The organism is Pseudomonas sp. WS 5021 (genome assembly GCF_012985535.1).
GTDB lineage: Bacteria > Pseudomonadota > Gammaproteobacteria > Pseudomonadales > Pseudomonadaceae > Aquipseudomonas.
The window spans coordinates 125,997-148,026 of sequence record NZ_JAAQWP010000010.1; the positions used below are offsets into that span (position 1 = coordinate 125,997).

19 protein-coding genes are annotated in these 22,030 nt (G+C 62.1%); 5 read left to right on the forward strand and 14 right to left on the reverse strand.

All coding sequences use genetic code 11. The features are described 5' to 3' along the window. The first annotated feature begins 15 nt into the window (after positions 1-15). On the forward strand, positions 16-1,935 hold the full coding sequence (locus tag HBO19_RS25380; RefSeq protein WP_170058533.1) for a methyl-accepting chemotaxis protein: 1,920 nt from the start codon (positions 16-18) through the stop codon (positions 1,933-1,935). A 638-nt stretch (positions 1,936-2,573) separates the two neighbouring features. Here HBO19_RS25380 and HBO19_RS25385 read toward each other — a convergent pair. The 5 genes from HBO19_RS25385 to HBO19_RS25405 form a co-directional block, all read right to left on the reverse strand. Then, complete coding sequence (locus HBO19_RS25385; protein ID WP_169955118.1) at positions 2,574-2,942, reverse strand: glyoxalase superfamily protein; 369 nt, start codon at positions 2,940-2,942, stop codon at positions 2,574-2,576. An 89-nt stretch (positions 2,943-3,031) separates the two neighbouring features. Further along, positions 3,032-5,488: a DUF6543 domain-containing protein gene (locus tag HBO19_RS25390; RefSeq protein WP_170058534.1), complete on the reverse strand. Its 2,457-nt coding sequence runs from the start codon at positions 5,486-5,488 to the stop codon at positions 3,032-3,034. 107 nt (positions 5,489-5,595) lie between these two features. Next, the gene (locus tag HBO19_RS25395) at positions 5,596-7,059 is read right to left on the reverse strand and encodes a D-aminoacylase (protein WP_170058535.1); all 1,464 of its coding nucleotides are present in this window, start codon (positions 7,057-7,059) and stop codon (positions 5,596-5,598) included. Position 7,060: 1 nt separating this feature from the next. Beyond that, positions 7,061-7,921, reverse strand: coding sequence for a MurR/RpiR family transcriptional regulator (locus tag HBO19_RS25400; RefSeq protein ID WP_170058536.1), 861 nt, complete (start codon positions 7,919-7,921; stop codon positions 7,061-7,063). A gap of 26 nt (positions 7,922-7,947) precedes the next feature. Beyond that, on the reverse strand, positions 7,948-9,351 hold the full coding sequence (locus tag HBO19_RS25405; protein ID WP_170043663.1) for a gluconate:H+ symporter: 1,404 nt from the start codon (positions 9,349-9,351) through the stop codon (positions 7,948-7,950). Between the two features lie 186 nt (positions 9,352-9,537). Here HBO19_RS25405 and HBO19_RS25410 point away from each other — a divergent pair, with 186 nt between their 5' ends. Further along, the gene (locus HBO19_RS25410) at positions 9,538-9,918 is read left to right on the forward strand and encodes a lysozyme inhibitor LprI family protein (RefSeq protein ID WP_170058537.1); all 381 of its coding nucleotides are present in this window, start codon (positions 9,538-9,540) and stop codon (positions 9,916-9,918) included. Between the two features lie 23 nt (positions 9,919-9,941). On the opposite strand, the gene HBO19_RS25415 is transcribed toward HBO19_RS25410, so the two are convergent. The 4 genes from HBO19_RS25415 to HBO19_RS25430 form a co-directional block, all read right to left on the reverse strand. Next, the gene (locus tag HBO19_RS25415) at positions 9,942-11,387 is read right to left on the reverse strand and encodes a SulP family inorganic anion transporter (protein WP_170058538.1); all 1,446 of its coding nucleotides are present in this window, start codon (positions 11,385-11,387) and stop codon (positions 9,942-9,944) included. Positions 11,388-11,545: 158 nt separating this feature from the next. After that, positions 11,546-12,442, reverse strand: a complete 897-nt coding sequence (locus HBO19_RS25420; RefSeq protein ID WP_169955125.1) for a LysR family transcriptional regulator — start codon at positions 12,440-12,442, stop codon at positions 11,546-11,548. A gap of 41 nt (positions 12,443-12,483) precedes the next feature. Then, positions 12,484-13,074, reverse strand: a complete 591-nt coding sequence (locus HBO19_RS25425; RefSeq protein ID WP_169955126.1) for an NAD(P)H-dependent oxidoreductase — start codon at positions 13,072-13,074, stop codon at positions 12,484-12,486. A gap of 123 nt (positions 13,075-13,197) precedes the next feature. After that, complete coding sequence (locus tag HBO19_RS25430; protein ID WP_170043666.1) at positions 13,198-13,962, reverse strand: sulfite exporter TauE/SafE family protein; 765 nt, start codon at positions 13,960-13,962, stop codon at positions 13,198-13,200. A 190-nt stretch (positions 13,963-14,152) separates the two neighbouring features. Between HBO19_RS25430 and HBO19_RS25435 the strand changes: the two genes are divergently transcribed. Then, entirely contained in the window at positions 14,153-15,049 is an 897-nt protein-coding gene (locus tag HBO19_RS25435; RefSeq protein ID WP_170058539.1) for a LysR substrate-binding domain-containing protein, read from the forward strand. Here the strand turns inward: HBO19_RS25435 and HBO19_RS25440 are convergent. Both HBO19_RS25440 and kynU read right to left on the reverse strand, forming a co-directional pair. Next, the gene (locus tag HBO19_RS25440) at positions 14,995-16,401 is read right to left on the reverse strand and encodes an amino acid permease (protein WP_169955129.1); all 1,407 of its coding nucleotides are present in this window, start codon (positions 16,399-16,401) and stop codon (positions 14,995-14,997) included. The two genes, HBO19_RS25435 and HBO19_RS25440, sit on opposite strands and share 55 nt — an antisense overlap. A gap of 163 nt (positions 16,402-16,564) precedes the next feature. After that, the gene (kynU, locus tag HBO19_RS25445; protein ID WP_169955130.1) at positions 16,565-17,815 is read right to left on the reverse strand and encodes a kynureninase; all 1,251 of its coding nucleotides are present in this window, start codon (positions 17,813-17,815) and stop codon (positions 16,565-16,567) included. A gap of 143 nt (positions 17,816-17,958) precedes the next feature. Between kynU and HBO19_RS25450 the strand changes: the two genes are divergently transcribed. After that, a complete protein-coding gene (locus HBO19_RS25450) occupies positions 17,959-18,432 on the forward strand; it encodes an Lrp/AsnC family transcriptional regulator (protein ID WP_017531067.1) in 474 nt (157 codons plus the stop codon). 153 nt (positions 18,433-18,585) lie between these two features. On the opposite strand, the gene catA is transcribed toward HBO19_RS25450, so the two are convergent. The 3 genes from catA to HBO19_RS25465 are packed head-to-tail and all read right to left on the reverse strand — an operon-like array spanning position 18,586 to position 20,989. Further along, a complete protein-coding gene (catA, locus tag HBO19_RS25455) occupies positions 18,586-19,515 on the reverse strand; it encodes a catechol 1,2-dioxygenase (protein ID WP_169955131.1) in 930 nt (309 codons plus the stop codon). Between the two features lie 42 nt (positions 19,516-19,557). Further along, on the reverse strand, positions 19,558-19,848 hold the full coding sequence (catC, locus tag HBO19_RS25460; RefSeq protein ID WP_029299901.1) for a muconolactone Delta-isomerase: 291 nt from the start codon (positions 19,846-19,848) through the stop codon (positions 19,558-19,560). 13 nt (positions 19,849-19,861) lie between these two features. Next, positions 19,862-20,989 (reverse strand): muconate cycloisomerase family protein, encoded by a 1,128-nt coding sequence (locus tag HBO19_RS25465; protein ID WP_170043669.1) that lies wholly within the window; start codon positions 20,987-20,989, stop codon positions 19,862-19,864. A 114-nt stretch (positions 20,990-21,103) separates the two neighbouring features. Between HBO19_RS25465 and HBO19_RS25470 the strand changes: the two genes are divergently transcribed. Further along, entirely contained in the window at positions 21,104-21,979 is an 876-nt protein-coding gene (locus tag HBO19_RS25470) for a LysR family transcriptional regulator (RefSeq protein ID WP_170043670.1), read from the forward strand. The last annotated feature ends 51 nt before the right edge of the window (positions 21,980-22,030 follow it).

Genomic DNA, 22,030 nt, shown 5'->3' on the forward strand with positions numbered 1-22,030 from the left:
TCCTGGAGGAATTCGATGAATACATGGTTTGGCAACATCAGCGTCAACTTGAAACTGGGCCTGGGCTTCGGCCTGGTACTGGTGCTCACCTCGATCCTCGCGCTCACCGGCTGGACCAGCCTGGGCAGCCTGATCGACCGCAGCAACTGGATGAGCGACATCACCCAGCTCAACGCCTCGCTGACCAAACTGCGGATCGTGCGCCTGCAATACATGCTCGCCAACGGCGATGAAACCGTGGCGCAGAACGTCCAGACCACCCTCGACAGTTTTGCCGCGCAGCAACAACAGTTGGTCAACAGCTTCAAGAGCCCGGAAAACCTCAAGCTGCTCAACGAGCAGAAAGACATCATCACCGCCTACCGGCAGTCGCTGAACAAAATGCGCGAGGCCTACCGTAACGGCAACGCGGCTCGCCAGACCATGGGCGAACGCGCCGACGCCGCCGGCCTGGTGATTGCGGCACTGGACCAGAGCGTGCGGCAGTTGCCTGAAAGCAGTGAACGCTTCGCCCAGTACGAAGCCGTCAACCACGCCAAGGAAGAGTTCCAGGTGGCCCGCTATGAAGTGCGCGGCTACACCGGCAACGTCAACCCGGACACCGAAGCCCGTGCCGCGGCGCAGATTGAATCGGCGATCAATGGCCTAAAAGGCTTGAAGAACGTGTTTGGCGAGTCCCAGCAAGCCGAGCTGATCGCCCTGGAAAATGCCCTGGGCGCCTATCGCAATGCGCTACAGGCGTATAAAGCGGCCAACGCCAATATCGTCCTCGCTCGCCAGGAAATGACCGTGCAGGGTGCCGATATCGTGTCGCGCAGCGAAGCGCTGTATGACATCCAGCTGCAACGCCGCGACGCCGAAAGCGCCCAGGCCCGCAGCCTGCAACTGATCAGCACCGTGCTGGCGCTGCTGGTGGGGATTATCGCCGCGCTGGTCATCACCCGGCAGATCACCCGCCCGCTGCAGGAAACCCTGGCCGTGGTCGAGCGCATCGCTTCCGGCGACCTGAGCCACAACATCCAAGTGACCCGCCGCGACGAACTGGGCGTGCTGCAACAAGGCATCCAGCGCATGGGCACCACCTTGCGCGAGCTGATTTCCGGGATCCGCGACGGCGTCACGCAGATCGCCAGCGCTGCCGAAGAGCTGTCGGCCGTGACCGAGCAGACCAGCGCCGGGGTCAACAGCCAGAAAATCGAAACCGATCAAGTGGCCACCGCCATGCATGAAATGACCGCCACCGTGCAGGAAGTGGCGCGCAACGCCGAACAAGCCTCCCAGGCCGCATCCGCCGCCGATGGCCAGGCCCGCGAAGGCGACAAGGTGGTGGCCGAAGCCATCGCCCAGATCGAACGCCTGGCCGACGAAGTGGCACGCTCCACTGACGCCATGGCCCACCTGCAACAAGAGAGCAACAAGATCGGCAGCGTGATGGACGTGATCAAGGCCGTGGCCGAGCAGACCAACCTGCTGGCGCTCAACGCAGCGATTGAAGCGGCGCGCGCCGGTGAAGCCGGGCGTGGGTTTGCCGTGGTCGCCGACGAGGTACGTGGCCTGGCCCAGCGCACGCAAAAATCCACCGAAGAAATCGAAGGCCTGGTCGCCGGCTTGCAGAACGGCACCCAGCAAGTGGCCAATGTGATGAACAACAGCCGCAGCCTGACCGACAGCAGCGTCGAACTGACCCGCAAGGCCGGCGTCTCCCTGGAGAACATCACCCGCACGGTGTCGAACATCCAGTCGATGAACCAACAGATCGCCGCCGCCGCCGAACAGCAAAGCGCCGTGGCCGAAGAGATCAGCCGCAGCATCGTCAATGTACGTGACGTATCGGAACAGACCGCAACGGCCAGCGACGAGACTGCCAAGTCGAGCGTCGAACTGGCACGGCTGGGCAGCCAGTTGCAGCAGATGGTCAGCCACTTCCGGGTCTAAGCAAAAAGCCGCCCCGGCCGAAACCGGGGCGGCTCCACTTCTCAGGCCTTAGCGGTCATCGAAGCTGTCTCGCAGGAATTTCCAGACGTGATAAACACGCAGGCAATTCACTACGAGGTCCCACGTACGTCGTGCAAACTTGGACATACTCGGCCCTCCTAAGAGTTGGGCCTTACCTCCAGCGCACTTACCGGAACACGTGAGCCTTTGGACGCAGGTCGATTACGTCTCTTGAGGTGGCCGGGCTAATGGTCCTTCCGCATGAATCCGGCACGGATTACTAGCCCGTGGCGGCCGGTCCGGAATTCGCCCGCATACCCGACTCACCTAAAAGCGACAGACGCAGAACGGGGGAGATCCTAACCAACATTTAGGCCAAAGGTGTGACCAATAGTGGTCAAACATCCAGTATTTGACGGTAGATTTATTGCAGCTTTTTACAGTCTGCTTTGACGCGAGCAAAGCTTCAGAAGCGATCGGTGCCGATCATCGTTGAACCTTGCGAACCTATATGGCCAACGTTAATATTCGCGGGCAGGTCGATTGCGTCTTTTGAGACAGCAACCCCAGCCACTAACTGGGATTGCAATAAAAAACCGCCCTACCAAGGCGGTTTTTTATTGCCTGAAATTTGTCGATCAGGCTTGCCCTTCCTCGACAAACACCAGCCGATTGCCAAACGGGTCCTTGATGCTCATCTCCCGCGAGCCCCAGGGAGTTTCCTCCACTCCAGGCTTGGCAAAGCGATAATTCTTGGCCTGCAATTGCTGCTGGAACCCATCCACCCCTGGTGCCTGGATCCGCACCGCTGCGCCCGGTGAGGCATCGCCATGGTGCTCGGATAGATGCAGCACGCACTCGCCCAACGACACTTGCAGGTACAACGGAAAATTCGCTTCGAACCGGTGCTGCCAATCGACCTTGAATCCCAGGAAATCGACGTAGAACTCCAGCGCCTTGGCCTCGTCGAAAATCCGCAGGATGGGGGTGACGTTTCCTAACCGCATAAGACTCTCCAAATCCAGAATACTCCCTGTTGAGGCGCCATCACCCTACCCCATAGCCCGTCCACTGTGAATGCCTGACGACGCTGCGTTCAACCATGGGGGATTTTGGTGATCCGCGCGTTCGACAGATCCTCATTGGACACATGCACCTCATCGAACCTATAGGCATTGGCCGCAAACTCATCCAGGCGCCCCTCGTTGCGCAGACGCTCAAGGGTACCGGGTGCAACGCACTGGCGGGCCTCGACGAACTGAGGGTTGGCGTCGATGTTTTCATTGAAGGACACAGAAGGAATGCCGCGGCTGTCGATTTCGTACAAATGGTAATCGCCGCTGAACTCTGTCTCGCCAAAATGCATGGCCGCGGCCTTGGAGCCAGAGGCCACCAGCACCTTGCCATCCATCATTTTTTCGGGCCCGGAAAAGAAGTTTGAGTCCCGAAAACCAACATCCAACGGGTCCCCCCGGCGCTCCACGCGCTCGGCCTTTTCGACGCGATACAACTTGGGCCGGTCGGTGCGCTCGATCATGCCCCGACTGTTGAAATACCCACCGGCAGGCAGGGTGACGCCGGCCTTGAAGGGGTTGGTCTTGATGACATTATCCTCATAGGGATCGTAATCCCCGGATGAAGTGGCATCCGAAGCCACGGAAGGTGGCGACTGCTCATCCTCCGACAGTTCCCCCTCCGAGTCGTCAAGCCTGGGTCTTTTGGGGCTGGGCTGTGGGGTCTCATACCTGGGCTGAACCTGCGGCCGCCGGGATCCCGACTGCAGGTAGATTTCCATGGAGGGATCCCACGCAGGATTCAGCTTGCCCCCCAGCGGCGCGGGTAAACGTGGCGGGCCGTCGGGGCTCATCAGCACGCCAATTTTGCCGTTCACTCGTCGATAATTGAAAAAAGGTCTGGCTCCCGCGCCGTTTGCAGCCTCGCCCTGGCCCGCTGGTGAGGCTGCCTCGACGGCAGGATCGGCAGTGAGAGGAACAGACTTGCCCAGCGCATGAAAAAACCCCATCGTCGCCACGTCCATCACCGCAGCATGCAAGCCACTCGCGCGCTCGGCCTGGGTATCGCCTTGCACAGCCGTGTCGATTTCCAGCCCCACCTGTGCTCCAAACAATGCGGTGCCAAGCGCCAGGCCAATCGGCCCGAGCAATGCCATCGGGATGGCAAAGACCGCATTGCCCGCTTGCAACAGGCCCAGGGCATCGTCCTTGTACACCTCGGCATTGGACTTCATTTCGGTATCGGCATCGTTGTTGATGCGCTCACGTGTCTGGCTGGCCATGAAGGAAAACACATCACCACCGACAGGGTAATTCAGGGTGTCGATATGGCTGTCGTTGGCCGCCAGGTCACGAAAACCTAGTTTTTTCAGGGTACTGTCCACACCGCTGGCAATCAGGGCGCCGAATACCCCCTGCTGGCGATCGCGCAAGGAAAAATGCGCCTCCAGCGCCGTGGCCTTCGCCGGGTCGTTGCTCTGCGCAAGTACCCACTGGTCCACTTCGGCACGGTCCTTGAACGCCAGCAAGGAGGGTTGGCCCCCGGGGATATACAAGGTTTCGCTGCCATCCTTCGCGACAAACCGCAGGATGTTGTTGGAGCGGTAGCCATTAATGTCGAAGCACAACACCCGGGTGTCCGGCCCTGGCGCCGCCTCGGCCTGTAACTGTTCTTTTGACACCGGGCCTTCGAGCGGCACGTTGGGCGCGGCCGCCTGCATGACGCTGGCATACGCCTGCGGGCTCAAGCCCTGGCTGGGATCTTTCTGGTTCAGGCTCCGGGCGGCTCGGGCTTGCATCACAAACTGCTTTTTCGCCAGCATGCGCCACTCGCTGCCGTGCTGGGTCCAGAAGTCGTCCAGCTTGGCAATCACCTTCTTCTGCAAGTCGCCCTCGCGCACCAAATCCAACAACTCGCTGGGCTTCATGCGCAGTTGATTGTCCGCGTTGTAGCTGCCCTTTTGCGGGCCATCCAGGTAGAGGCCGTAGACTGAATCCAGGTCCCGCCAGGCCTCCCGGGCATTGGGTACATCATCATGAATTTTCGAGTAAATGTAGCCAGGCCCGGTTCGATCAAGAACGAACCGGCCCAGACGGCTGAAAAAGTCCGTGACGCTTTCACTTTCAAACAGGGAGAACGGGCTTGTGTTCGAAGACAGGAAATGGGCTACCGCCTGGGCCTTCCCGGCAGCGCCATAGCGCTGCGCCGAGAAAAAATCGCTGGCGACGGCCTCGGTGAGGGTCATGGAGGATTCGGGAGCCCCGTTGTGCTCCCACCCCGTCACCGCACTGGGATTGTGCCTGCTGTGCGCCGACGAAAATTTATGCAGGTAGACCTTGTCAGGGTCGATCCATTGGTTGGTCAGGTTCCAGACTTTTTCCTGGATCCAGCCTTTGATCGTATCGCGGGGGAAAGGAAAGGCTGCCAGCGCATTGGCGGTCGCCGCATGAATGCTGGCAGCAGGGCCACTGGCGTACAACGCGGCCGCAACGTTGGGCGGGTTACCGAAACGACTGACGCTATCATATTGATTTGGCATACAGGCTCTCCGTAAGAAGTCCTGCCCATCTTAGATAGCGCTTCCACCGTCACAACCTACCTTTTGTAAGCCCTCATTGACCACAATCCGACACACCTCACGGCCGATCACACCTGGGCAAAACCCCGCCGCAAATCCCCGCTACGCGCCAGGAAGCGCCCAGCCCGCTGACCATTCGCCTGCCCCTCGCAGTAGCTCAACACACCATTGACCCACACCCCATCAATCCCCTCGGCGGCACGTTGCGGGTCCTTGAAGTCCGCCACATCCCTTACCCGCAACGGGTCGAACAGCACCAGGTCAGCCCAATGCCCCTCGCGGATTTCGCCACGCTCGGCCAGGCCAAAGCGCGCGGCCGACAGGCCGGTCATTTTGTGTACGGCTGTGTGCAGCGGGAACAGTCCCAGGTCGCGGCTGAAATGTCCGAGCACCCGTGGAAATGCGCCCCACAAGCGCGGATGGGGGAACGGGTCTTCCGGCAATCCATCGGAGCCGACCATCGACAGTGGGTGGGCGAGGATGCGCTGCACATCGGCCTCATCCATGCCGTAATAGACCGCCCCCGCCGGTTGCAGGCGGCGGGCGGCGTCCAGCAGGGATACGCCCCATTCGGCCGCGATGTCCTGCAGATCGCGCCCGCCCACTTGCGGGTGCGGCGTCGACCAGGTGATGGTGATGGGAAAGGCATCGGTGACTTGCTTGAGGTCCAGGGTCGAGGAACTGGCGGCATAGGGATAACAATCGCAACCCACCGGGTGGCTCTTCGCCGCCTGTTCCAGGGACGCCAGCAGCTGTGGACTACGCCCCCAGTTGCCGGCGCCGGCACATTTGAGGTGGGAAATGATCACCGGTGCCTTGGCGTGGCGGCCGATCAGAAACGCCTCGTCCATGGCCTCCAGCACTGGCTCGAACTCACTGCGCAGATGGGTGGTGTACACCGCGCCAAACGCCGTCAGCTCTTCACTCAGTTGCAGCACTTCGTCGGTGTCGGCGCTGAACGCGCTGGCGTAGGCCAGCCCTGTGGATAAGCCGAGGGCGCCCGCCGCCAGGCTTTCCTGCAGTTGCTCGCGCATCGCCGCGATTTCGGTGGCGGTGGCGGTGCGGTGCAGGTCGTCCATATGGTTGCTGCGCAAAGCGGTATGGCCAATCAATGCCGCGACGTTGAGGGCCGGGTGAGCGTTTTCCACCGCCGCGCGGTAATCGAGGAAACGCGGATAGGCGAACGCCTCGGCCTTGCCCAGCAGGTTCATCGGGTCCGGTGGGGCACCACGCAGGCTGACCGGCGCGGCGCTGATGCCGCAGTTGCCGACAATCACCGTGGTCACGCCCTGGCTGAGCTTGGGCAGCATCTGCGGCTGGCGGATCACCACGGTGTCGTCGTGGGTGTGCACGTCGATAAAACCCGGCGCCAGTACACGGCCATTGGCCTCGATCTCATGCTCGCCCCGGGCGGCCGACAAGTCGCCGATTTTCTCGATCCGCCCCTCGCGCAGCCCCACGTCGGCGAGATACCCCGGCGTGTTGCTGCCATCAATGATCAGCGCCTGGCGAATCAGCGTGTGGTACTTCATTTCAATCTCCAAGCGGCAGGCTGTCAGGGCCGCCGCGATAGTCGTCCAGGGCCAGCTTGATCCGGCGCAGGCGTTCCTGGTTGTCGTCCGGCATGGCCAGGGCCAGTTCGGTGGCGAGTAAATCGATGGCCAGCAACATGCCGTAGCGCGCCGCCGTGGGTTTGTAGATAAAACTGGTTTCCGCCGGTTGCAGCGGCAGCAGTACGTCAGCCAACTGCGCCAGCGGCGAATCGGCCAGGGTGATGGCGACGACCCGCGCGCCATAATTGCGGGCCAGTTCCACCACGCCCAGCAGCTCGGGCGTCAGGCCGGTGAGGGAGCAGACAATCAGTGCGTGCTCGGCGCTCAACGTGGCGGCCATGACCCGCATCATCACCGGGTCGCGGCAGGCGGCAATCAGGTAGCCCAGGCGTACCAGGCGCACCTGCAACTCTTCACTGCACAGGCTCGACGGGCCGCCCATGCCAAACGCGTGGATCATCCGCGCCTTGCCCAGCAGGTTCACCGCATCGACAAACCCGGCCTGGTTGAAACCCGACAGGTGCTGGCGCAACGTCGCTTCGATATCACCGAGGATCTGGCGATGAAACGCCGACTGCTCGGGCAACCCCGCCGGGTCCAGAAAACGACTGCCCACGCCACTGGCCTGGGCCAGTTGCAGGCGCAGGTCGCGCAAGTCGCGGCAACCGACGCTGCGGGCAAAGCGCGACAAGGTGGCGGTGCTGACCTCGGCCCGCTGGGACAGCTCTTCCAGGCTGGCGGATGCGGCAAAACCTACATCATCGAGCATCAGCCGGGCGATACGCCCTTCGCCAGCGCTGAAGGAATCCTGGCGGGCGCGGATCTGGTAGAGGATGTCCATGGGGTCTCCGGGTTACAGGATGAGGCTCATAAAACAAGAGACAGGCCGTAGGTCAGGCCGAAGGCGACCACTGAAATCAAAGTCTCCAGTACGGTCCAGGTCTTGAAGGTCTGGATCACCGTCATATTGAAGTATTCCTTGATCAGCCAGAAGCCGCCGTCGTTGACGTGGGAAAAGATCACCGAACCGGCACCGGTCGCCAGCACCAGCAATTCCGGGTGTGGGTAACCCAGGCCCAGGGCCACGGGGGCGACAACGCCCGACGCGGTGGTCATGGCCACGGTTGCCGAACCGGTGGCAATGCGCATCAGCGCAGCGAACAACCAGCCCATCACCAGCGGCGACAGGTTGAAGGCATTGGCCATGCCGAGGATTTCATGGGTCACGCCGGCATCTACCAGGATCCGGTTCAAGCCGCCGCCCGCGCCCACCAGCAGGGTGATGCTGGCGGTCGGCGCCAGGCATTCATTGGTGAACTTGAGGATCGACTCGCGGTTGAAGCCCTGGGCCAGGCCCAGGGTCCAAAAACTGACCAGGGTCGCCAACAGCAAGGCGATCACCGAGTTGCCGATAAACAACAGGAACTGGTTGAAGCCGCTGCCAGGCGTGGAGATCAGGTTGGCCCAACCGCCGATCATCATCAGCACCACCGGCAACAGGATGGTGCCCATGGTCAGGCCGAAACTGGGCAGGCGGGTGCGCGGCTCGCGCTCGATGAACTGGCGCTCCAGCGGGTTTTCGGCGGGCAAATGGATGCGCGGCACGATGAACTTGGCGTACACCGGGCCGGCGATGATCGCGGTGGGGATGCCGATCAAAATCGCATACAGCACGGTTTGCCCGACCGAGGCGTTATACGCCAGCACCGCCATCATCGCCGCCGGGTGCGGCGGCACCAGGGCATGCACCACCGACAGGCCGGCGACCATCGGCAGGCCGACCATCAGGATCGACACGCCCACACGCCGGGCCACGGTAAAGGCAATCGGCACCAGTAGTACAAAACCGACCTCGAAAAACAGCGGCAGCCCCACCAGGAAGGCAATGCACACCATGGCCCAGTGGGCATTGCGCTCGCCGAAACGGTTGATCAGGGTGCGCGCCACCTGCTCGGCGCCGCCGGATTCGGCCATCATCTTGCCGAGCATCGTGCCCAGGGCCACCACCAGTGCGATATGCCCCAGGGTCTTGCCGACGCCCGCCTCGTAGGAACCCATGATCGTATCCGCCGGCATCCCGGCCAGCAGCGCCAGGCCGATGGATACCAGGGTGATGACGATAAACGGGTTGAGCCGGTAACGTGCGATCAGCACGATCAATGCAATGATGGCGATGGCAGCGTATGCCAACAGCCAGACGCCCGGTGATGCGGCCATGCGGTACTCCTCGGAAAGGGTCACGTCGAATTGGTTGTGAAACTCATAAATCATTACCGAGGAAGGTTTTCAAATTTTATGAAAGTAATTTTCGCCCACAGGTAAGCGCTGTCGCTTTGGGACATGCCCGCAGAGCCAGGATGAAAATCGGGGGATAGTTCTTACATGCAGCACAGAGCAGATACGGGAAACTCGACTGCTGGCCTAAACTGCAACCCAATAACCGCCAGGAAGCCCAAGATGAACCTGAGAACTTTCACCGCCAGCACGCTGTGGCTGGCCTTGTGCGGCGCCGCAGTGGCCGCCGACAGCAGCCCGGCCCTGCAAAAGTGCCTGGACGCTGCCAACACCACGGCGGCGATGGTCAGTTGCAACGTTGAACAAACCAGGATTCAGGACCAGCGCCTGAACAACGCCTATAAAGCCGCGCTGGATGCCCAGGGCCAGCGCAAGCAACAACTGCAGGATGTGCAACGCCTGTGGATCAAATACCGCGATGCCAATTGCGCCTTCGTCGGCTCCGCGACCGGGGGCAGCATCGATCAGGTCAACGGCTCGGGCTGTGTGCTGGACATGACCCAGACCCGCGCCGAGGAACTGGAAAACCTCGTCGGCCCCTAACCCCCTCGCCTATCCCGCCAGGATCAGTCGTGCTGCACCCGCGCACGCTTGAGCAGTTTCTTGCAGCGCTCCGACAAGTGCAGCACCCGCAGGTGCTTGCCGGCCTTGGCGTAGCGCTCGCGCAAGGTCATCAACGCGGCGATGGCGGAGTAGTCGACAAAGCTCAGGTGCCGGCAGTCCAGCGTTACCTGGGCCGGATCGTTGGCCGGGTCGAACTGGTTCAAGAACGGTGTGGTCGAGGCAAAGAACAAGGTGCCGTGCAGGCGATAGAGCTTGCTGCCATCGGCCTCCAGATGTTCATCGGCGTACAGCTCACGGGCCTGCTGCCAGGCAAAGTTGAGCGCGGCAATCACAATCCCGCACAGCACCGCCGTGGCCAGGTCGGTGAACACCGTGATCACCGTCACCGCGATGATCACCAGCACATCGTTGAGCGGCACCTTGTTGATCACCCGTAGCGACGCCCAGGCAAAGGTCTGCTGGGACACCACGAACATCACCCCCACCAGCGCCGCCAGGGGAATGCGCTCGATCAGCGGCGACAGGAACAAAATAAACAGCAGGATCATCACCCCGGCAAACACCCCGGAAAACCGCCCGCGCCCGCCCGAGCTGAGGTTGATCACCGTCTGCCCGATCATCGCGCAGCCGCCCATGCCGCCAAACACCCCGCTGACCATGTTCGCCGCGCCCAGGGCCACGCTTTCGCGGTCGGGGTAGCCACGGGTCTCGGTGATTTCGTCGGTGAGGTTGAGGGTCAGCAAGGTTTCCAGTAGCCCGACCATGGCCATCAAACACGCATAAGGCGCGATGATGCCCAGGGTTTGCAGGGTCCAGGGGATCTGCGGCAGGGCAAACGTCGGCAGGCCGCCGGCGATGTGGGCCATGTCGCCCAGCGTGCGGGTGGGCAAGCCCAGCAGATACACCGCAAGCCCCACGCCAAGAATCGCCACCAGCGCCGGCGGCACCGCGCGGGTCAGGCGGGGCAGCAGGTAGACGATGGCCATGGTCGCCGCCACCAACCCCGTCATCACATACAACGGCGTGCCGCTGAGCCAGGCCTCAGCGCTTTTGAAATGCTCCAGTTGCGCCAGGGCGATGATGATCGCCAGGCCGTTGACGAAACCGAGCATCACCGGGTGCGGCACCATGCGCACCAACTTGCCCAGGCGCAGCAGGCCGAAGGCAATCATGATCAGGCCGCCGAGCACCACCGTCGCCAGCAGGTACTCCACCCCGTGTTGCACCACCAGCGCGACGATCACCACCGCCATCGACCCAGCCGCCCCCGAGACCATCCCCGGCCGGCCGCCGAACAACGCGGTCAAGGTGCAGATGATAAAGGCGCCATACAGTCCCATCAGCGGGTTGAGGTGGGCTACCAGGGCAAAGGCGATGCATTCGGGCAACAAGGCAAAAGACGTGGTGAGTCCGGCCAGGGCGTCGGCGCGCAGACGAGAGAGCTTCATGGGTTTACCGGGGGAGTTGCGGGGAATGAGGCGGCGATGGTACGCAAAACCACGAAACCGAACCAGTAGGAGCCGGCTTGCCGGCGATGAGGCCAGTTGCATCACCCCACAACCTTCAGGCCGCTATCGCCGGCAAGCCGGCTCCTACAACGGGCAGGTCAACAGGCGTAGCGCGCCAGTTTTTCCTGGATAAAGTCGAGGAAGCATTGGATACGCAGGGCCAGTTGCGAGTTGCGGTAGTACACCGCGTGGATCGGCTGGCGGTAACCGCTGTTGAACGGAGCCAGGACCGTCTGCAAGCGGCCGGCGTTGATGTCTTCGATGGTCATGAAGTGCGACAGGCAGGCGATCCCCTGCCCCTCCAACGCCAGTTGGCGCAGGGTTTCACCGCTGGACGCGGCAATGCCCGGCTCGATCTGCCAGCGGTCGCCCTGCACATGGCGCAGCGGCCAGTGGTTGAGGGTTTCGGTCTGGGTAAAGCCCAGCAACGTATGGTTGGCCAGGTCGGCCACGGTCGCTGGCGTGCCGTGTTGTGCCAGATAGGCCGGGCTGGCAAGGATATGCAGCGGGCTGCAGCCCAGGGAGCGGGCGTGCAGGGTCGAATCCGCCAGGGCGCCGATGCGGATGGCGATATCGGTGCTCTGCTCCAGCAGGTCGATGATCAGGTCGTTGCTGTTGAGCTCCAGCTGGATATCCGGGTACAGGCGGCGGAACTCGGCGACGTACGGCACGATGGCGTGCAGCATGAACGGCGACGCCGCATTGATCCGCAAGCGCCCGGACGGGGTTTTCTGGCGCGACGACAGGCGCTCTTCCAACGCTTGCATCTGTTCCAGGATCAGCTTGGCCTGCTCGAAGAAGTACTTGCCCTCTTCGGTCAGGTCCATGCGCCGCGTGGTGCGGTTGATCAGGGTGGTGTCGAGCTTGGCTTCGAGCCGCGACAGGGTGCGGCTGACCGCCGAGGGCGTCTGCCCGACTTGTTCGGCGGCGGCGGAAATCGAACCGCATTCAATCACGCAGACGAAGATCTGTAGCTCATCGGATCGGGCTTTCAACGTGCATCCTCGTGAATACGGCTGCGTGGATACTAGCCGTATTACGGCGCCAGGTTAAACACCTGGGCCAGATGCTGTTCGTAGCGCAGCACATCAGCCTCGATGGAGGGGCGTTTCATCACGTCCACACAGAGGAAAGTCGGCAGGCCGCTCATGCCGAGGAACTGGTTGGCCTTGTGGAACGGGAAGTACACCGCGTCCACGCCCTTGGCCTCGAAGAAGTCGCTGGGGTCGTCGAATGCGGCCTGCGGCGCGTTCCAGGTCAGCGACAACATGTACTGCTTGCCTTGGATCAGGCCGCCGCTGCCGTATTTTTGCGACGCATCGGAACGGGTGCGGCCATCGCTGGCGTACAGGCTGCCGTGGCCTTCGGTGAAGACCTCGTCGATGTACTTCTTGACGATCCACGGGGCGCCCATCCACCAGCCGGGCATCTGGTAGATGATCACGTCGGCCCAGAGGAACTTGGCGACTTCTTCGGCCACGTCGTAGCCGGCGTCGATATGGGTGACTTTCACGTCGATACCACCCCGGTCCAGCACCGCCAGGGCGGCGTCATGCAGGGTGTTGTTGTAGCGACCATCGGAGTGGGCGAATTTCTTGCCACCGTTGAGCAACAGAACTTTTTTCATGGAGGTTTACCTGAAGGTTGAAAATGTATGAGCGCAGGCTACGGGCAACTCCTCGGGGGAGTAAGCCACGGATCGGCAAAACACTTTTGACCCTAAGGCACGAGTAATCATTTGATTGTTGCGCTAGCCACCCACCAGCAAGTGCCCGCCCAGGGCTGCCATGCCTATAAAGAACACGCGCTTGAACAGCACAGCGCTGATGCGCTGGCGCAGCTTTTGCCCCAGCCACATGCCCAGCAGCGCCGGCACCAGCGCCAGCAACGAAGCATTGAGTTCGCCGGCCCCGAGGTTGCCGCGCCAGAACAGCCCGCCTGCCAGGGCCAGGGTCGACACGCTGAAGGACAGGCCCAGCGCCTGCACCAGTTGGTCACGGCTCAAGCCCAGTGCTTGCAGGTAGGGCACGGCCGGGATCACGAAGACGCCGGTGGCCGAGGTGATGATCCCCGTCAGCAGCCCACACAGCGGGCCCAGCCAGCGCTCGGTGCGGGCAGGCACACGGAACGTCGGCAGCAACAGCCCGCACAGCGCATACACCAGCAACGCCCCGCCCAAGGCCCGCACCACCCAGGGGCCACCGTCCATGCCCAGCCACAGCGAACCGAGCCCGGTGCCCAAGAAAACCAGCAGCAGCATGGGCCACAGGCGTTTGCTCAATGCGCCCAGGTGCCCCCCGAAGCTCAGTTGCCAGAGGTTGGTAATCGTCGAAGGGATGATCAACAAAGCCGCAGCCTGCGCCGGCAACATAGCCAGGCCGAGCAGGCCCATGGCGACGGTGGGCAGGCCCAGGCCGATCACGCCCTTGACGGCACCGGCCAGCAGGAAGGTGCCGATCACCAGCAGAGTCAGGGCTGAGCCCAGGTTTTGGTAGAACGCGAGGAAGGTGGTCATGGGGGCAGTTTGCGGGTTTGGCGCGGGGTTGGAAATTCGCCATATACTGAGGCTGCCTCTTGTTTTGTGTGAGGCTCAGACCGCTATCGCAGGCAAGCCAGCTCCCACATTCTGAATGTGTTCACCCTTCCAAATGTGGGAGCTGGCTTGCCTGCGATAAGGCCCGTCCAGGCACCCGAGAACCCCAGCCATGCACTTTGACCTGACCGACCTGCGCCTCTACCTGCACATCCTCGACACCGGCAACATCACCGCCGGCGCCGCCCGCAGCCACTTGTCCCTGGCCGCCGCCAGTGCGCGCATCCGCGCAATGGAGGCCTCACTGGGCGTCGAGTTCCTGCAGCGCGGCCGCCGTGGCGTGACCCCGACTGCCGCCGGTAACGCCCTGGCCCGGCACGCGCGCCTGCTGTTGCAACAGGCCGAACGCCTGCAACAGGAGCTGGCGGAATACGCCAACGGCGTCAAAGGCCAGGTGCGCCTGCTGTGCAACACCACCGCCCTCAGCGAATACCTGCCGGAGTTGCTGGCGGATTTTCTCTGCGCCCACCCCAACCTCGATATCGACCTGCAAGAGCTGCCCAGCCTGCGCATCACCCACGCCCTGCGCCAGGGCGCGGCGGACCTGGGGATTATTTCCGATGCGGTGGACACCCATGGCTTGCAGACCCGGCCGTTTCGCGATGACCCGTTGGTGTTGATCCTGCCGACGGGTCACGCGCTGACGGCCGGCGCGCTGAGTTTTATCGACAGCCTGCCCTACGACTACGTGGGCCTGGCCGCCGACAGCGCGCTGGCGGTGTACCTGGAGGAACAGGCCCTGCACGCAGGCTTTCGCTTGCAGACCCGGGTGCGGGCCGATGGTTTTGATGGGGTGATGCGCATGGTCGCCCGTGGCGCGGGCCTGGGAATTGTGCCGCTGGCCGCGTTGCAGCGCTGGCCCCGCGCGCGGCCATTCCAGGCCCAGCCCCTGATGGAGGACTGGGCCTGTCGCAAACTGCTGTTGTGCGCGCGCTCGTTCGAGCAGTTACCGGGTTACGCCAGGGCCTTGCTCGATGCCTTGTCCGTGCCTTTGCGGAAAAACACGTAATACACCGCCGAGAGAATCAACAGGAACGGCACGCCAAACACCAGGGTCATCTTGAACGCTTCGGTGAAGAACGTGGTGATCATCACCGCGCCCATCAGCACCAGCCCCAGCAGCGTGCTGTAGGGAAACAGCCGCAGTTGGAACGACAACTTCGGCCCGCCGTGGCGCTTGCGATAGCGGCGGAAGAACAGGTGCGTGAGGAAGATCATGAACCAGGTGAAGATCGCGCCAAACATCGAGATGGCCATCATCAAGGTGAAGGAACTTTCCGGGTACACCACGTTGAGCAGGGTCGCCAGGGCGATGCCCGAACTGGACAGCAACAGGGCATTGAGCGGGATCCCGTTCTTGCTCAAGGCGCCCATGGATTTTGGCGCGAAGCCGGCGCGGGACAGGCTGAACATCATGCGCGTGGTGATGTAGAGCTGGCTGTTCATGGCCGATAGCGCGGCAATCAGGATCACGAAGTTCATCACCCCGGTGGCGCCGGGAATGCCAATGGTCTGCATCACCGTGACAAACGGGCTCTGGCTCTGCCCGGACTGGTTCCAGGGCACGATGGCCAGCATCAGCGCCAGGGTCAGCAGGTAGAACACCACCAGCCGCACAATCGTCGCGCGGAAGGCTTTTTTCACCGCCTGCTCAGGGTCGGCCGCTTCGCCCGCCGCCACCGCGATCATTTCCACGCTCAGGTAGCTGAAGATCGACACGATCACCGCGATCCACATGCCACTCAGGCCATTGGGGAAAAACCCGCCATGGGCCGTGTAGTTCTGCACCCCGTAATCCGGGTTGCCGGAGCCGAACACCACATACACCGCGAGGATGATGAAGCCGACAATCGCGCTGATCTTGATCGTCGAGAACCAGTATTCGAAGTTGCCGAAGGTCTTGACGCTGATGGCGTTGAGCACGATCAGCACACTGGAGAACGAGACGATCCACACCCATTCCGGCACGTTGGCGAACCAGTACTTCATGTACATCGCCACCGCCGTGACCTCGGCGCCCACCGCCAGCACAATCGCCGCCCAGTAGGCATAGCGCACCAAAAAACCGGCCAGGGGGCTGATGTAGAACTCGGCGTAGGCGCCAAAAGAGCCCGAGGTGGAATGGGCCACCGTCATTTCCGCCAGGCAGCCCATCAACAACAAGGTGATCAACGCGCCGATGGCGTAGCTGACCAGCACGCTGGGCCCGGCATAGCCGATGGCGTAGGCACTGCCCATGAACAGCCCGGTACCGATGGCGCCACCGATGGCGATCATGCTCATCTGCCCGGAAGTGAGCTGGCGCCGCAGGCCCAGTTCGCGGTTGGTGATTGCTGCAAAGCCGTTGTCTGGCGTGGTCACGTGCGTGCCCCTTTTATTATTGTGATTGTTACTGCTGGCCAAGCACCTGTGGGAGCTGGCTGTGGGAGCTGGCTTGCCTGCGATGCAGACACCTCGGTAGTCAGTCGGACCGAGGCGATTTCATCGCTGGCAAGCCAGCTCCTACAAGGGTTTTGTGGTGTTTTCAGGTGACGCTGTGGCGCACCTTGAATTGTGGCTGGTCCCAGGTTTTTTCATCGAGGATTTCGCCAAGGATTTCTACCGCATCCCACACCTCGGTAAAGCTGGTGTACAGCGGGGTAAAACCAAAGCGCATGATCTTCGGCTCACGGTAGTCACCGATCACCCCACGGGCGATCAGGGCCTGGACGATGGCGTAGCCTTCAGGGTGTTCAAAGCTCACATGACTGCCGCGCCTGGCGTGCTCGAGCGGGGTGATCAACGTCAGGTCATGGGCCGCGCAGCGGCTTTGCACCAATTCGATAAACAGGTCGGTCAGCGCCAGGGATTTGCGGCGCAGGCTGGCCATGTCGGTCTGGGCGAAGATATCCAGGCCGCACTCGACCATCGCCAGCGAGGTGATCGGCTGGGTGCCGCACAGGTAGCGGGTGATGCCTTTGCCGGCCACGTAGTTGGACTCCATGGCGAACTGGCGGCTATGGCCGAACCAGCCCGACAACGGCTGCGTCACCAACTCGACCAGCGCCGGGTTGACCCAGACAAACGCCTGGGAACCCGGGCCGCCGTTGAGGTATTTGTAGGTGCAACCAATGGCGTAGTCGGCGCCGGCCTGGTGCAGGTCAATCGGCACCGCGCCCGCCGAGTGCGCCAGGTCCCAGATCGCCAGCGCGCCGCACTCGTGGCTCAGGGCGGTCAGCGCCTGCATGTCGTGCATGTAGCCGGTCTTGTAGTTGACGTGGGTGATCATCACCACGGCGGTGTCCTGGTCGATGGCCGCCGGCAGTTCGTCCGGGCTGTTCACCAGGCGCAGGCTGTAGCCCTGCTGCAGCAGTGCCGCCAGGCCTTCGGCGATGTACAGGTCAGTGGGGAAGTTGCTTGCTTCGCTGACAATCACCTTGCGCTGCGGCTGGCGTTGGCGCTGCACGCTCAGGGCGGCGCTGAGCACCTTGAACAGGTTGATTGAAGTGGTATCGGTAATCACCACTTCGGCCTCGCCCGCGCCGATCAGCGGCGCCAGGCGGTTGCCCAGGCGCTGGGACAGGTCGGCCCAGCCGGCACTGTTCCAGCTGCGGATCAAACCATTGCCCCACTCCTCGGCAATCACAGCTTGTGCCCGCGCAAGCGCCGCCACCGGGCGTGCGCCGAGTGAGTTGCCATCGAGGTAGATCACCCCTTCCGGCAGCGCAAATTGGTGGCGCAGTGGCGCCAGCGGGTCTTGGGCGTCGAGGGTCTGGCAATGATTTCGGCTGGTCATGAAAAGTCCTGTTTTTATAGGTGACGATGGACCAAATAATGAACGAAGATTTGCAGAATTTTCGTGCAAAGTGCGCTACAACTGGCTTAATAAGCTGTAGGAAATTCGAATTTAACCTCCAAATACGCGGATTAATTCTAAGCATGATTCTCGACGCCACCGACCTGCGCCTCCTGCATTTCCTGCAACAGGATGGCCGTATCAGCAACCAGGAACTGGCGGAGAAAGTCGCCCTGTCGCCGTCCGCCTGCCTGCGCCGCTTGCGCCTGCTGGAAAGTGAGGGGGTGATCAGCGGTTATCGCGCGGTGCTCAATGCCGAGCAGCTGGGGATCGAGTTGGAAGCCATCGTCCACCTGTCGTTACGCCAGGATGTGGAGGACTGGCACGAGACGTTTATCAAGAAGGTCCAAGGCTGGCCGGAAGTGGCCAGTGCCTATGTGATCACCGGCGCCAGTAACTATGTGCTGCGGGTGCAGGCGCGCAACCTCAAGCACTTCTCGGACTTTATCGTGAACCACCTGAACCGCACGGCGGGGGTGATGGATATCCGCTCGGAGATCGTGTTGCAGAAGATCAAGGACCGGGATGAGGTGCTGGACCTGGTTGTACGCAAATAACCAACACACCGCTGATCACCTGTGGGAGCTAGCTTTTGTGGGAGCCGGGCTTGCCCGCGATACAGACACCTCGGTTTATCTGCAATACCGAGGCGACACCATCGCAGGCAAGCCAGCTCCCACAAAAGCCTGCTCCCACATTGTTTACTGCATTCAGTCTTCGAGGGCGCGTACGCGTTGCATGCGTGTTTGCTCTACGGGCGCGGCCGCCGGCTGCAACTCGAAGTCGAAATCAATCTGCGCAAACTTGCCCTCCACGCCAAACTCCCGCGCCAGCTGCGGGTCTTCGCTGAAGCGAATTTCGGCAATCAGCTCATCCCGGGTCGCGTAGGCAAAGTCATCATGCAGATACGGATCATCCGACAGGTTGATCTGCGTGGTCAGGTGCCGATGCCCCGGTGCCGAGATGAAGAAGTGGATATGCGCCGGCCGCTGGCCGTGGCGCCCCAGTTGATCGAGCAACTGCTGGGTCGGGCCGGTCGGTGGGCAGCCGTAGCCAGACGGCACGATGCTGCGGAAACGATAATTGCCCTGGGCATCGGTCTCGATCCGGCGACGCAGGTTGAATTCCGATTGCGATGGGTCGAACCAGGAGTAAGTACCGCCGGTGTTGGCCTGCCACACATCCACAATCGCCCCGGCCAACGGCTTGCCGTTGATATCGCGCACTTGCCCGCGCATAAACAGCGGCACGGCCGCATCCAGGCCATCGTCCAGCCGCGCTTCGTATTTGGACAGCGGCGCACCCGCCACGTACAGCGGCCCTTCGATGGTGCGCGGGGTGCCGCCGGATTTGCCGGCTTGCTCGTCGGCGGCGTCCATCAACAGGTCCAGGTAATGCTCCAGGCCCAGGCCCGCGGCCAGCAGCCCGGCTTCCTGGTTCTTGCCCAGTTCGTTGAGGTAGTTGACCGCCTTCCAGAACTCTTGCGGGGTCACTTCCAGGTCTTCGATGATATTTACCGTATCGCGCAGGATCCGGTAGATCAGCGCCTTGGCCCGTGGGTTGCCGGCGTCATTGAGGTTGCCGCTGGCTTCTTCGAGGAAGCGTTGGGCGTGGGCAGTCTGGGACAGTCGAATGGACATGGTGCAATCCTCATCTTGTAATTATTAGGTGGCTAGACAGACTCAGCGATCATCCTCATGGATCGACGACGGATGCCGGCACAGGGCATTCACTTCGATGGCCATGTAGGGATAGAGCGGCAGTTGCATCAGCAGGTCATGCAGTTCCTGCACGCTGTCGACATCGAACACGCTGTAGTTGGCATACAGCCCGGCGATGCGCCACAGGTGGCGCCATTTGCCCTGCGCTTGCAGGCGTTGGGCCAGGGCTTTTTCGTCGGCCTTGAGGGCCGCCGCACGCTCGGGGTTCATGTCCACGGGCAGGTTTACGGTCATTTTTACGTGAAACAACATCGCAGGCGTCCTCTTAATGTTTGTCGCGACGGAAGAACGCCAGGCGTTCCTCATCGATGGCCAGGCCCAGGCCCGGGGCGGTCGAGACATGCAGGTGGAAATCGCGATACACCAACGGCTCGCTGAGGATGTCCTCGGTCAGCAGCAGTGGTCCGAACAGCTCGGTGTCCCACGCCAGTTTATTGAGGGTGAGAAACGCGTGGGCCGAGGCCAGGGTGCCAATACCGCCTTCAAGCATGGTGCCGCCATACAGGCCGATACCCGCCGCCTCGGCAATCGCCGCCGTGCGCAGTACGGCGCGCGGGCCGCCGTTTTTCGCGATCTTCAGGGCGAACACCGAGGCCGCGCCTTCGCGGGCCAGGTTGAAGGCATCTTCGACACATTCAATGGACTCGTCAGCCATGATCGGCGCCGGGCTCGAGAGGTTGAGCCGGGCCATGCCGCCACGGTTATTGCGCGAGATGGGCTGTTCGATCAGGTCGATACCGTTATCGCCCAGCACCTTGCAGGCGCGCAGGGCCACGGCTTCGTCCCAGGCCTGGTTGACGTCGACGCGCACGCTGGCACGCTCGCCCAGGGCTTTTTTGATCGCGACCACATGGGCCAGGTCCTGGCTGACTTCACCGGCGCCGATCTTCAACTTGAAGATGCGGTGGCGGCGCAGGTCGAGCATTTTTTCGGCTTCGTCGATGTCTTTTTGCGTATTGCCGCTGGCCAACGTCCAGGCCACCGGCAGGGCATCGCGCACGCGGCCGCCGAGCAGCTCGCTGACCGGCAGGCTCAGGCGCTTGCCAAGGGCATCGAGCAAGGCGCTTTCGATGCCGGACTTGGCAAAGGTGTTGCCACGGATGCTGCGCTCCAGGCGCAACATGGCGGCGTTGATGTTGCTGGCATCCTGGCCGATCAACAGCGGCGCGAAGTGTTGGTCGATATTGACCTTGATGCTGTCGGGGCTTTCGTTGCCGTAGCTCAGGCCACCGATGGTGGTGGACTCGCCGATCCCTTCGATGCCGTCGGCGCACCGCACGCGGATAATCACCAGGGTCTGGTTTTGCATGGTGTGCATCGCCAGCTTGTGCGGGCGGATGGTGGGGAGATCGACGATGATGGTCTCGATCGACTCGATGGCGCAAATCGGCATGGCAATACCCGTTGGGTTCTTTATAGGTCTTGCCCGATTCTGTCGCCCATTGTTGCTGGCTTCCAATATAGAATTGGTCTCGAACAATACCCTTAAGGTATGAGAGGAACCCGTATGGAACTGCGCCACCTGCGTTACTTCCAGGTGCTGGGGGAAACCCTGAACTTCACCCGCGCCGCCGAACGCCTGCACATCGCCCAGCCGCCGTTGAGCCGGCAGATCCAGCAATTGGAAGACGAACTGGGCGTGGTCCTGCTGGAGCGTGGCCGCCCGCTGCGGCTGACCGAAGCCGGGCGGTACTTCTATGAGCACGCCAATGTGCTGCTGGAGCAATTGGCCAAGACCTGCGACAACACCCGGCGCATCGGCCTGGGGCAGAAGACCTGGCTGGGCATCGGTTTTGCCCCCTCGACCCTGTACGGCGTGTTGCCGGAGCTGATTCGCCGCCTGCGCAGCCATGACGCGCTGGAACTGGAGCTGGGGCTGTCGGAGATGACCACCCTGCAACAGGTCGAAGCGCTCAAGGCCGGGCGTATCGACGTGGGCTTCGGGCGGATTCGCATTGATGACCCGGCCATCGTCCAGCGCGTGTTGGTCGAGGATCGGCTGGTGGCGGTGTTGCCGGCCGGGCATGCGCTGCTGGGCGCGCCGGTGACCCTCGCGCAACTGGCCGCCGAGCCGTTGGTGCTCTACCCCGGTAACCCACGCCCCAGCTACGCCGACCATGTGATCGCACTGTTCGACACCCACGGCCTGGCGATCAAAGTCGCGCAATGGACCAACGAGTTGCAGACCGCCATTGGCCTGGTCGGGGCGGGCATGGGGGTGACGCTGGTGCCGGCGTCGGTGCAGATGTTGCACCGGGCGGATATCGGCTATACGCCGATTGTCGAGGCCACGGCGACTTCGCCGATCATTCTCAGCCGGCGGATCAATGATCAGTCGCCGGGGCTGGGTCATTGCCTGCAATTGGTGGAAGAGCTGATCTGAAACAGCCCAGCCACCAATAATACCCTGTGGGAGCTGGCTTGCCTGCGATAG